The organism is Clostridium sp. TJA038, from assembly GCF_058310255.1.
Map to the genome: position 1 here is coordinate 180672 of NZ_JBZEFA010000002.1, position 13191 is coordinate 193862.

Genomic DNA, 13191 nt, shown 5'->3' on the forward strand with positions numbered 1-13191 from the left:
TTCAAAACATAATAAATGCTTTAATCACTTGGTAATTAAAGCAAAATCTAATCTCATAAATAAATTATAACATAAACAAGTTAATTGTTGCTTAAATTTATAAAGCTATATAATTTAAGCTAAAGTTAAAAAATTATAAATCTAAAATAGTTTAAAAAAGAGTATGCATAGCACACTCTTTTTTACTAATCTCTACCGATTATTCTAACTTCAGTATGAAGATCCACATCAAAATTTTCTTTTACAGTTTTTTGAACATGAGCGATTACATCTAAAACATCCTTAGCTGTAGCTCCACCCTTATTTATAACAAACCCTGAGTGTTTTTCTGAAACTGCTGCTCCTCCAATTGAGAATCCCTTAAGACCTGAATCTTGAATAAGCTTACCTGCAAAATATCCTTCTGGTCTTTTAAAAGTACTTCCTGCCGATGGATATTCTAAAGGTTGTTTGCTTTCTCTTTTTGTTGTAAGATCTTCAATCTTATCTTTTATACTAGCATACTCTCCGCTTTCTAGTTCTACTGTAGCTTCAATAACTACATATCCTTTTTTCATAACTACTGAACTTCTATATCCAAGTTCTAGCTCTTCTTTAGTTAAATTTTTAACATTACAATTTTCGTCAATTACTCTAGCTGACTTTATTACATGAGCCATTTCTCCATCATAGGCTCCTGCATTCATAAATACTGCTCCCCCAATACTACCTGGTATTCCGCAAGCAAATTCAAATCCCTTTAAATTATTTTCTAAAGCAACTTTTGATACATCCTTTAATAAAGCTCCACTTTGAGCTGTTACACAATTACCCTTTGCTGTAATTTTATTTAACTTATTAAACTTAATTACAACTCCAGAAACGCCCCCATCTTTAACTAAAATATTAGAACCATTACCTAATATAAAGTAAGGTACATTATATTCCCTACAAAGTTTTAAAGTATTAACTACTTGTTCTTCATTAACAGGAGTTACTAGTATATCTGCAGGTCCTCCCACTTTAAAATAAATATGTTCGCTCATAGGAGAGTCCACAGTGATATCTTCTTCATTATAAAATTTACTTAATAATTTATAAAACTCCATGTATTGATTCATACCCAAACTCCTCAATTTTAAATTTAATATCCTAATTTAATAGTATAAATTAATTCTTGACATCTTTTCAATATTTAGTACAAATTTTTTTTATTTTCTATGCCATAATATTATATATATTATATTAAGTCAATTTTTGTTATTAATTTTTTTTAGAAAAATATTGTATTATACTATTAGCTGCCCCCTTGTCAATTCCAGGGGTATCTAATAATTCTTCTAAAGAAGCCTCCTTAATTTTATCTACACTACCAAATTTCATAAGAAGATTCCTTCTTCTTTTTTCCCCAATTCTAGGTATATCTTCTAAGATAGAATGTAAAGTTCTTTTATCTCTTAAACTTCTATGATAAGTTATGGCATACCTATGAACTTCGTCCTGTATTCTAGTTATTAAGTTCATAAGACTAGAACCTTTTTTAATTATAAATTCTTCATTGTTAAAAATAATTCCACGAGTTCTATGCTTATCATCTTTAACAAGCCCACATACAGGAATCTCTATTCCAAAGTCTTTTAACACATCTAAAGCTATGTTAACTTGCCCTTTTCCTCCATCCATCATTATTAAATCTGGAAAAACACAAAATTTCCCTTTTGAATATTCTAAATTTCTATCTGCTATTTCCCTAACTTCTTTTAAACCATGAGAAAATCTTCTACTTAATATTTCTCTCATGCTTTCATAATCATTAGGTCCTTCTACACTTTTTATTTTAAATCTTCTATAGTCAGAATTTTTAGCTTTTCCCTCTTCAAAAACAACCATAGTCCCAACAGAGTCCATTCCTTGTATATTTGATATATCATAAGCTTCTATTCTAGAAGGTAATGAATCTAAAGAAAGCAATTCTGCAAGATTTTCTAAGGCATATTTATTTACTTCCTTTTCTTCAATCATCTTATCTTTAAATTGCTCTAACATTATTTTAGCATTATTTTTCACCATATCTAAAAGATTTTTTTTATCACCTTTTTTAGGAATCTTTATAGAAACCTTAGTGCCTCTTTTTTCTGAAAGAAATTTTTCTATAAGGTCTTTATCATCAATTTCATGAGAAACATAAATAACCTTAGGTATTTGTGCAGTTCCTCCATAAAAAGATAATATAAAAGAACTTAAAATATGTTCTTTTGATTCTTCATAAATATTTTCAAGCATAAAATGTTCTCTTCCTATAACCTTACCTTCTCTAAGAAAAAATACTTGAGCACATCCATCTTTTTCATCTCTATATATGTCTATAAAATCCTCTTCTCCTTCTTTAACCATAAACATTTTTTGTTTTTCCACAAGAGCTTCTATAGCCATTATTCTATCTCTTATCTTAGCAGCCTTTTCAAACTCTAAATCCTCTGATGCTCTTTGCATTTCTTCTTTTAAATCCTTTATTATAGAACTATCTAATCCCTTTAAGATATTTATTATTTCGTCTATCATCTTTCCATATTCTTTTTTAGATATATATCCTGCACAAGGTGCCTTACATAAATTTATATGATAATTTAAACAGGCTCTTGTAGGTTCTCCACCCTCTAAAATAACCTTTTTACAAGTTCTAAGAGGAAACAATTTTTTTATAAGCCCCATAACTTCATAAACAGCATTTCCATTTGTATAAGGTCCAAAGTATTTATTTCCATCCTTTGCAAAGTTTCTTGTAACATAAACTCTTGGGAAATCTTCATTAGTTGTTATTTTTATAAAGGGATAAAATTTATCATCCTTTAATGCTATATTATATTTTGGACTATATTTCTTTATAAGATTACACTCTAAAATTAAGGCTTCCATTTCAGAATCAGTAACTATATATTCAAATTCAGCTATATTTTTAACCATAGCCTTAACCTTTTCTGAATGACTTTTAGAGTTTTGAAAATACTGTCTTACTCTATTTTTTAAAACTTTTGCTTTTCCTACATAAATAACTTCTCCAAGAGAATTTTTCATTATATAAACTCCTGGCTTATCAGGTAATATTTTTAATTGATGTTGAAAATCAAACATTTCCTATCACCTCATCTCTTTTATTATAAAACTAATTTATATATATTAAATAACATTTATGTGAAATCAATATAAATTAATAAGCCCTAACACACTATTTTCATAGCATTATTAGGGCTAATAAGTTTTAATTTTATTATTTATTAAAATAAGCTTGCATTACTCTTGCAGTAACTGGAGCGGCAACCTTTGAACCTGAACCCCCATTTTCAACAATTGTTGCCACAGCTATCTTTGGATTATCAGCTGGTGCAAATGCTATTAGCCAAGCATGAGAACTTCCATCTGGAACTTGAGCTGTACCTGTTTTAGCAGCTACATTCATTCCGCTAAAATATCCCCAGTTATCATTTATTCTATCTTGAGCAACCCCTTGCATATATTGATTTATAATATTAGCTTGTTCAGGGGTCATAACAGTTTCCTTACTAGCAGAAGAAAACTCTTTTACAGTATCTCCACTTTTATCTACGATTTTACTAACTATATAAGGCTCTAATCTAACACCATTGTTTGCAATAGTTGCTGCAACAGTTGCCATTTCAATAGGACTTGCTAAAACATCTCCTTGTCCTATAGCCTCATAAGCTATTAATCCTCTATCTACTGTTTTTCTATCTGGGAAATTTCCAGAGTATGCCTTAAGTTTTCCTAGATATAAATCCTTATTAAAGCCGTACTTTTCTGCTGTTTCCCTTAACTTTTTATTACCAAGTTCTTCCCCTAAAATACCACCAAAAACTACGTTACTTGAAACTGATAAAGCTTTCTTTAAATCAATTTCTCCATAAGCATTTCCATTTTCATTTGGTAAATCCTTTGTTCCAACATTTATAGAACCTGTATCATCAAAAGTTCTTTCAGTTACATTCTTTAAATTTTCTAAAGCTGAAGTTAAAGTTATAATCTTAAAAGTTGAACCTGGTGGATATTGTCCATTTAAAGCTCTATCAACTAATATCGCATCCTTAGTATTACCATTTGGATTATTTGCTATTTCATAAGTTTCTTTTAAATTATTAGGATTAAATCCTGGTTTAGAAACACTTGCTAAAACTGCCCCAGTTTTAGGGTCTAAAGCAACAACAGCTCCTCTATTTGCTCCTAAAGCTGCATAAGCTGCCTTTTGCAAATCAGTATCTAAGGTAGTTATAACACTATTTCCAACCTTTTTATCTAACTCATCTCTATCTTTAAAATCTTCCTTAAAATTAAAAGATTTAAAAAATGCTCTTAATGAAATATTTTCATAAGTAGTTAATTCCTTTGAATATGCTCCCTCTAAACCTGAGTTTCCATATATTCCACTAGAATATCCAATTGGATGTGAGTATATTTCTCCATAAGGATATTCTCTCTTTTGAGTTAAATCCCCACTTTTAGTACTCTTAGCTAAGACATTTCCGTTTCTATCTTTTATATCACCTCTTATGACCTCATTTTGAGCAGCCATAACAGCTGTATTGCTATCCATCTCTGCTATTTTAGGAACTTGTATTAATTGGAAGTAAGCTATGTAACTTATAAGACCTACTAAAAGAAGTAAGTAAACAAACATAACTTTTTTTATACTTCCTGATAAATCCTTTTTTTTCTTTGCCATCTATCTTAGTCCCTCCTCTGAAATTTTCTGAAGTATTCCTAAGGAAATGAAAACTGTAAGCATAGATGTTCCACCATAACTAACTAAAGGTAAAGTAATACCTGTTAAAGGAATAACTGCAAATACCCCTCCTATAATTACTAAAACTTGAGCAACTATAAGTGTACTAAAACCTACAGCATTTAATTGTGAAAATTGGTCATCTGTATTTAGAGCAGCTCTTATTCCTCTATAAAATAATAGGAAATATATAAGTAATAATCCTATGCCAAAAACAAGACCTAATTCTTGTGCTATTAAAGCAAATATAAAATCTGTTGACCTAAAAGGTACAAGAGTAGGATATCCATTATAAAGTCCAACTCCAAACATTCCACCTAAAGACATTGCATAGAATCCTTGAACTATTTGATAACTTTCCTTGTTAGCATATTTCCAAACATCTTTCCAAATTTTTATTCTATTTCTAACATGACCAAATAAGAAGTAACTTGCTGTTCCTCCTACTGCAAAAAGACCTAAACCTGTAGCAACATATTTCCAATTACAAGTAGCAATATAAACCATTGTTACAGATACAAAGAAAAAGATAAGTGCTGAACCTAAATCCTTTTGTAAAACCATAAACCCTAAAGAATACATTACAACTAATGCTGGTTCTAAAAGTTGTTTAAATTCACTTTTTATACTTTTTTTCTTTTCATACTTCATTAAAGCAGAAGCTAAGTAAAGTATTAAAAATATTTTTCCTATTTCAGAAGGCTGAAAACCAAAACCTCCTATGTAAACCCAGTTTTTTGCTCCATTTATAGAAGTACCAATAAACATAGCCATCGCCATAAAAATTAAGGTACCTACTAAATAAACATATCTATACTTAGCAAAGCTTTTTAAATCAGGTAAAACTATTACAATTGTCATATAAATTGCAATTCCTAAACTAAACCAAACTAATTGTTTCATTGCTAATTTAGGGTCTAACCTATAAAGAACGGCTATTCCAACTACTGCTAAGACAGATGCAAAAATAAGCATATATTTATCCCCATCAGGATAAAACTTTCTTATTATAAAATGTGAAAATCCAATAATAACTATCAATATACCTGCTATAACAAATGCCATTTTGTCTATAGGGTTTTGCTTAAGTGCTATATTTGTAAATAAGGCTAAGCATAAAAGATAGACTAATAGCAACATTCTTTTTTCATACTTTAAAGCAGCATTCATCTTATCACCTCTTTTACCCTATAACCTTAAATTCAGTACTTCCCATTTTTATTCTATCATTTACCTTTAATCTAACTCTTCCCTCAACTTTAGAGCCATTTATAAATGTACCATTTGTACTTGCTAAATCTTCTAAATAAAAATCATTGTTTTTAACATAAATTTTAGCATGATATGATGATACAAACTGATCATTTAGCACAATAGAATTATCATCTCTTCGTCCAATAGATATAGTACTCGTCACAGGTATAACCGAGCCAACACCTAAAGTCCCATTAGAGATAGTCTGTAAGACTTCTAATCCATGTGCTTTCTTTCCAGGGGCTTTCTTCTTTTTCCCGCCTTTAACATCTTTATACATTATCTTTAATGCATAATAAATTATGGAATATAATATAACTATAAATATTATTCCAAAAACCCATGTCATTAGTTTAGAAAACATCACTTCACCTCTACATATTTTATATTTCTTTTATATTTTACTTTATTTAATAACTTGATTATACAATAAAAGCTTACAATTTCATAATCATAATTAAAATCCTTAATTATTATATCATTTTAAAAAGTGAAATTTATAATATTTATATTTTTATTTTACTTCTTTTTAAAACTTTTAATTAAAATTTCTTCTATAAGTTCATATATTAATAAAATTCATAAAATATAGCTATCAGAATAAAAAAATTCTGGTAGCCATAATATGTTGTATACTAAAATAATATATTTACTTTTTTAAATTATATTCCTCTACTCAAGATATTTTTTTAAATACTTCCCTGTATAAGAATCTTTATTTTCTACTATTTTTTCAGGTGTTCCAGAAACTACAATTGTTCCACCCTTATCTCCACCTTCAGGTCCTAAATCTATTATATAATCTGCACATTTAATCATATCTAAATTATGTTCGATTACAATTACTGTGTTTCCTCCCTCAACTAACCTTTGAAGAATTTTAACAAGCCTATTTACATCATGTATATGAAGTCCTGTTGTAGGCTCATCTAAAATATATAAGGTTTTTCCTGTACTTCTTTTAGATAATTCATAAGCTAATTTAATTCTTTGCGCTTCTCCACCTGATAGCTGTGTTGAGGGTTGCCCTAGTCTTATATAACCTAAGCCAACATCCATTAAAGTTTGAAGTTTATTTTTTATTCTTGGAATATTTTCAAAAAACTCCAAAGCTTCTTCAACTGTCATATTTAAAACATCTGCTATATTTTTCCCCTTATATTTAACCTCTAAAGTTTCTCTATTATATCTTTTTCCCTTACAAACTTCACAAGGAACATAAACATCAGATAAAAACTGCATTTCTATCTTTATTATACCATCTCCACTGCAAGCTTCACACCTTCCACCCTTTACGTTAAAGGAAAATCTACCAGGTTTATATCCTCTCATTTTTGCTTCTTGAGTTTGAGAGAAAAGCTCTCTTATTACATCAAAGGTTCCAGTATAAGTAGCTGGATTACTTCTTGGTGTTCTTCCTATAGGACTTTGGTCTATATCAATAATTTTATCAATATTTTCATAACCTGTTATATCTTTAAATTTTCCTGGTAAGTCCTTAGCTTTATTTACTATCTTATTTAATCCCTTATAAAGAATTTCATTAACTAAAGTACTTTTTCCAGAACCAGAAACTCCAGTAACCATAGTTAAAGTTCCTAAAGGAAATTTTACATTAATATTTTTTAAATTATTCTCCTTAGCTCCTTTAACAGTTATGAAATTTCCATTCCCTTTTCTTCTTTCCTTTGGAAGTTCAACTCTTTTAATTCCTGTTAAATATTTTCCTGTTAAAGAATTTTCATTTGCCATAACTTCCTCTAAAGTTCCTTTAGCAACTATTTCTCCACCATGTTCCCCTGCACCTGGTCCTATATCTACTATATAATCAGCTTCTCTCATAGTATCCTCATCATGTTCTACAACTATAAGTGTATTACCAAGGTCTCTAAGTTGTTTTAATGTAGAAATAAGCCTATCATTATCCCTTTGATGAAGTCCTATTGAAGGCTCATCTAGTATATATAAAACTCCCATAAGTTGAGAACCTATTTGAGTTGCAAGTCTTATTCTCTGTGCTTCTCCTCCTGATAAAGTTCCTGCCTTTCTTGCTAAATCTAAATAATCTAATCCTACATTTATTAAAAAGCTTAATCTAGATTGAATTTCCTTTATTATTTGATTACTTATTATTTTATCTTTTTCTGAAAAATTAATAGAATTTATAAAATCTAGTTCTTCTCTTATAGCTAATTTAGTAAACTCAAATATATTTTTTCCTCCAACAGTAACCCCTAAAGCTTCAGGCTTAAGTCTTGCACCTTTACATTTAGGACAAGGATTATCACTCATATACTTTTCTATTTCATCCTTTAAAGCATCTGAACCTGTTTCCATGTATCGTCTTCTTAAATTGTTTATTTCTCCTTCAAAGGAATGATTATAAACTGATTCTACATTTTCTTTTTTATATGTAACCTTTAATTTATCCTTTTCTCCATACATTAAAACTTCTTGTACCTTCTTAGGCAAATCTTTATATGGAGTATCTAAATCAAAATTATATTTCTTCATTAATGCCTTAAGAACAGAATAAGTCCAAGCATCCTCCTTAAGTCTTGCATCTCCCCAAGTAGAAATTGCCCCTTCTCTTATACTTAAATCTTTATTAGGAACAACTAAATTTTCATCAATTTCCATTAAAGTTCCTAACCCATCACATCTTTCACACTTTCCAAAAGGAGAGTTAAAAGAAAACATTCTTGGAGATAACTCCTCTATGCTTATTCCACAATCAGCACAAGCAAAATGCTCACTATAAAGTCTATCCTCTCCTCCTATTAAACTAACTAAAACTAAACCATCTGCCATTTTAAGAGAAGTTTCTATAGAATCTGTTAATCTTCCTTCAATTCCTTCCTTAACAATTATTCTATCTACTACTGCCTCTATATTATGCTTAATATTTTTTTCAAGCTTTACTTCATCCTCTGTTAAGTCATAAATTTCTCCATCTATTCTCGCTCTAACAAAACCTTGTTTTTTTATATTTTCAAGAACCTTTTCATGATTTCCTTTTCTGCCTCTTATTATTGGTGCTAAAATCATTATTTTACTTCTATCTGGAAGTTCCATAACTTTGTCTACTATTTGGTCAACAGATTGTTGAGATATTTCTTTTCCGCACTTAGGACAATGAGGTACTCCAACTCTTGCATATAATAATCTTAAATAATCATAAATTTCTGTTACTGTACCTACAGTTGACCTTGGATTTCTAGAGGTGGTTTTTTGGTCTATAGATATGGCTGGAGATAAACCTTCTATTGATTCAACCTCTGGTTTATCCATCTGTCCTAAAAATTGTCTTGCATAAGATGATAAAGATTCTACATACCTTCTTTGCCCCTCTGCATAAATAGTATCAAAGGCTAAGGAACTTTTACCAGAACCTGATAGTCCTGTAAATACAATAAGCTTATCTCTTGGAATTTCTAAGCTTATATTCTTTAAATTATGTACTTTTGCCCCTTTTATTATTATTTTGTCCTTCATAAAACTCTGCTACTAAAACTATATAAACTTTGTAATAAAATAAGTTTTAAGTGTGTAGCTCTCCCTTCTTTTATATTTTTATATAATTAATTTTCTCTTTAATTTCTTGTAAAACAAACTTCTATTTTATTATGTCTTTAAAGCTTATTTATTATATACACTAAAAGTTATTATTTATAAATAATACTTTGTATATTCTAAAAAAGCAAACGTAAGTTCGTATACAAATATTTTAATTCTCTAAAATTTATATGTCAAATTCTTTATATAATAATCATTATTATTTTCATAATCTTAGAATAATACAAAATTCTGTTTCATAAATTATATTGAAGTAACTTTTAAAGTCATTTCTTTAGGCATTAATAAATTTGTTTTTAAGACTCCTCCAGACGATTTATTAATGCCTAAGCTTTCAACATTTTACACCTCTAACATCTGATAACAAAAAATAAAGAGTGTATAGCATATATAAATGCTATCACTCTTTTATAGAATTTAAAGTATTAAGGCAATTTTATTGTTAATTTATTAAATATTCTCTTTAACCTATTAATAGGACTATTTTATCATATATACTATAGGTATAGTTATGACATATGTCTTATAATATCGGCTTCTTTAGGAGGTATAAACTCTTGGTACTTATAAATGATAGAGAAATTTTAATGAAATTAATATATAAATATGAACTTCAATCAATTTTCCCGAAGGAAATTATCCCCTTATTAGAATTACATATGTTTAAAAAGAATGAACACATTTGCTTTATGAATGAAGAACTTAAATATTTATACTTTTTTATTCATGGAAAAGCTAAGGTTTATAAAACCTTGCCAAATGGTAAGTCTTTACTTTTAGAATTTTACGAACCAATTCAATTAATTGGTGATTTAGAAGTTATATCAAAGGTAAGAGCTAATTGTAGTATAAAGGTCTTATGTAAAAGTCTTTGTATTGCTATTCCTGTTAAGGAAGTAAATAATATAGCCCTTAAAGATTTAAACTTTCTTATGTATATAACTAAAAATCTTTCAAAAAAATTAGAAAGATGTTCTGTAAGTAGTTCAATAACAATTACATATAATTTAGAAACCAAACTTGCAAATTACCTTTTAGCAAGAAATGAACACATAATAACTATAGATAATTATTCAAACTTAGCAGAACTTTTAGGTACAAGCTATAGACATTTAAATAGAACTTTAAATAAATTAATAGAAGATAAAATAATAAGCAAAGAAAAAAATGAAATAAAAATTTTAAATATAAAAGCTTTAGAAAGCCTTTGCATAGACTTAAAACAATAATTCCCTAGTTTATTAAGCTAAAAAGCATAATAAAACTAGGGATTTTTTTATTACAGATTACTCTTTATTTAAATTATTTATTACTAATTTAGTAACTATAAATCTTATCTTTTCATAAGAAACCTCTTCTTTTAAGTTTTCCTTAATAGGCTTTAACTTTCCATAACCTACTTCCTTTATGGCATCTAATACTAATTCTTCTTCTTTTTTTGAAAATAATGAATCAAAATCTATTTCAAAATCTATCTTATTTCCTTCTTCTAAATATTGTTGAATATGAGAGAGAAGTGTTGTTATAGATAACTCTCTTTCCTTTGCAATAGCATAAAGTTTTTCTCCCTCTTTAAGCATATCTATAGTAATTTCAAAGGATTTTTTCTTACCACTATTTCTCTTTAATTTTTTATCCATATCTTCCTTACTAACCTTTTCTCCTTCTTCCCATTTAACATTTATATTATTTTCTTTAACATATTCCTTTATTACCTTTATAAATACCTCTCCATATTTTTGTATTTTCTTTTCTCCAACTCCTGTTATTTCTGAAAGTTGATTTTCATTTACTGGTATTCTTACGCTCATTTCCTTAAGAGTATTATCCCCAAATACTATATATGGAGGAACCCCTTCTTCTAAAGCTATTTCTCTTCTTAAAGTTCTTAAAAGGTCAAATAATTCATTATTTTTATATACTTTTTTAAGCTTTCTTTTTTCCTTAAACATAACTTTTTCATTTCCTTTAAGAACCTCAATAGATATTTTATTTAATCTAACTACAGGATATTCTCCAGTATAATCTATAAATCTATGGGAAATTAAAGTATTTATAAAATCTTTAAGCTTATCCTTTGAATAGTCCTTCATTATTCCATAGGTACTTAACTTATCTAAGCCTAAATCAATTATTTTTTTATTTTTTGATGCTCTTAAAACATCTATTATTACCCCTATGCCAAAAGGTCTTTTCATTCTATAAACACAAGATATAACCTTTTGTGCATCTATGGTTTTATCAACTATTTCTCCTTCTATTTCACAATTGCTACAATTATTGCAGTCTTCTTCTAATGTTTCACCAAAATAATTAAGAATAAACTTTCTATAACATCCATTAGAATAAACTAAATCCATCATTGTCTGTAACTTGCTTAATTCATTTATTTTTCTTTCTGGATTTAAAGTTCCAGTTTCTATTATATATTTTTGAGTTTGAAGGTCTCCTGGTGAAAAAAGAAGAATACACTCTGACTTCTCTCCATCTCTTCCTGCTCTTCCTATTTCTTGATAATAAGCCTCTATATTTTTAGGCATATTGTTATGAATTACATATCTTATATTAGGCTTATCTATCCCCATTCCAAAGGCATTAGTAGCAATCATTATATTTACTTTATCAAAAACAAAATCCTCTTGATTTTTCTTTCTTTCTTCATCAGAAAGTCCCGCATGATACTTCGTACATTCCATACCTGATGAAATTATACTTTCATATAAAGAATCAACTTCTTTTCTAGTAGCACAATAAATAATTCCTGAAACATCTTTATTTTCTTTTAAATAATCTAATATATAGTAATTTTTATTTACCCCTTTTTCTATTATTATTTTTAAATTTTCTCTATCAAATCCAGAAATAAAAATCTTAGGTTTATTAAGGTCTAAAAGTCTTATTATATCTTTTCTAACCTCCTCTGTAGCAGTAGCTGTAAAAGCTGAAACTACAGGTCTTTTTTTTAAAAGGCTAATAAACTTACTGATAAACCTATAACTGCTTCTAAAATCATGTCCCCATTGAGAAACACAATGTGCTTCATCAACAGCCACTTGAGAAACATCTATATTAGAAACTAAAGATAAAAAATCCATTGATTCAAGTCTCTCAGGTGCTACATATAATATTTTTATAGCTCCTTTTTTAACTTCTTCAAATATAGTGTTTATTTCATAACTACTAAGAGTTGAATTTATATATGCAGACTCTATGCCCATACTATTTATAGAATCTACCTGGTCTTTCATAAGAGAAATAAGTGGAGAAATTACAACTGTAATACCTTCTAAAAGTAATGCAGGTATTTGATAACATATTGATTTTCCTCCTCCTGTGGGCATTATAGCTAGAACATCATTTCCCCTTACAATTTCATTTATAATTTCTTCTTGTCCTTTTCTAAATTCATTATATCCATAAAAACTTTTTAAAAATTCCTTTGCCTTACTCAATATTTCTCTCCTTTAATTAAAAAATATTTTTAATTATAATAGCTTTTTTATTTATTAACTAATATTACTAAATTCATACTTACTTCTTAATTATATCCTTAAAAAATCAAAAGACAAAACAGCTTAAAAATAAGC

Annotated in this window: 8 protein-coding genes; 1 reads left to right on the forward strand and 7 read right to left on the reverse strand. The window is 28.1% G+C overall.

Annotation, left to right across the window (positions count from 1 at the left end):
- Positions 1-185 precede the first annotated feature (185 nt).
- The 6 genes from murB to uvrA form a co-directional block, all read right to left on the reverse strand.
- Positions 186-1100, reverse strand: coding sequence for a UDP-N-acetylmuramate dehydrogenase (gene murB, locus AC4FQV_RS06725; protein WP_491139681.1), 915 nt, complete (start codon positions 1098-1100; stop codon positions 186-188).
- Between the two features lie 142 nt (positions 1101-1242).
- A complete protein-coding gene (uvrC, locus tag AC4FQV_RS06730; RefSeq protein WP_491165164.1) occupies positions 1243-3111 on the reverse strand; it encodes an excinuclease ABC subunit UvrC in 1869 nt (622 codons plus the stop codon).
- 136 nt (positions 3112-3247) lie between these two features.
- Positions 3248-4714 (reverse strand): peptidoglycan D,D-transpeptidase FtsI family protein, encoded by a 1467-nt coding sequence (locus tag AC4FQV_RS06735; RefSeq protein WP_491139683.1) that lies wholly within the window; start codon positions 4712-4714, stop codon positions 3248-3250.
- Positions 4715-5944: an FtsW/RodA/SpoVE family cell cycle protein gene (locus tag AC4FQV_RS06740; protein WP_491139684.1), complete on the reverse strand. Its 1230-nt coding sequence runs from the start codon at positions 5942-5944 to the stop codon at positions 4715-4717.
- A 13-nt stretch (positions 5945-5957) separates the two neighbouring features.
- Positions 5958-6392 carry an FHA domain-containing protein gene (locus tag AC4FQV_RS06745; RefSeq protein ID WP_491139685.1) on the reverse strand — a complete coding sequence of 145 codons (435 nt, stop codon included), beginning with the start codon at positions 6390-6392 and terminating at the stop codon, positions 5958-5960.
- A 308-nt stretch (positions 6393-6700) separates the two neighbouring features.
- Complete coding sequence (uvrA, locus tag AC4FQV_RS06750; protein ID WP_491165165.1) at positions 6701-9523, reverse strand: excinuclease ABC subunit UvrA; 2823 nt, start codon at positions 9521-9523, stop codon at positions 6701-6703.
- Positions 9524-10161: 638 nt separating this feature from the next.
- On the opposite strand from uvrA, the gene AC4FQV_RS06755 reads away from it, so the two are divergent.
- Positions 10162-10833 (forward strand): cyclic nucleotide-binding domain-containing protein, encoded by a 672-nt coding sequence (locus AC4FQV_RS06755; RefSeq protein WP_491139687.1) that lies wholly within the window; start codon positions 10162-10164, stop codon positions 10831-10833.
- A 57-nt stretch (positions 10834-10890) separates the two neighbouring features.
- Here AC4FQV_RS06755 and recQ read toward each other — a convergent pair whose 3' ends face one another.
- Entirely contained in the window at positions 10891-13056 is a 2166-nt protein-coding gene (recQ, locus tag AC4FQV_RS06760; RefSeq protein ID WP_491165166.1) for a DNA helicase RecQ, read from the reverse strand.
- Positions 13057-13191 lie beyond the last annotated feature (135 nt).

Coding starts and splice junctions, on each gene's coding strand:
- uvrC (WP_491165164.1), bottom strand. CDS start 3,111: ATGTTTGATTTTCAACATCAATTAAAAATATTACCTGATAAGCCAGGA.
- AC4FQV_RS06735 (WP_491139683.1), bottom strand. CDS start 4,714: ATGGCAAAGAAAAAAAAGGATTTATCAGGAAGTATAAAAAAAGTTATG.
- uvrA (WP_491165165.1), bottom strand. CDS start 9,523: ATGAAGGACAAAATAATAATAAAAGGGGCAAAAGTACATAATTTAAAG.
- AC4FQV_RS06740 (WP_491139684.1), bottom strand. CDS start 5,944: ATGAATGCTGCTTTAAAGTATGAAAAAAGAATGTTGCTATTAGTCTAT.
- murB (WP_491139681.1), bottom strand. CDS start 1,100: ATGAATCAATACATGGAGTTTTATAAATTATTAAGTAAATTTTATAAT.
- AC4FQV_RS06745 (WP_491139685.1), bottom strand. CDS start 6,392: ATGTTTTCTAAACTAATGACATGGGTTTTTGGAATAATATTTATAGTT.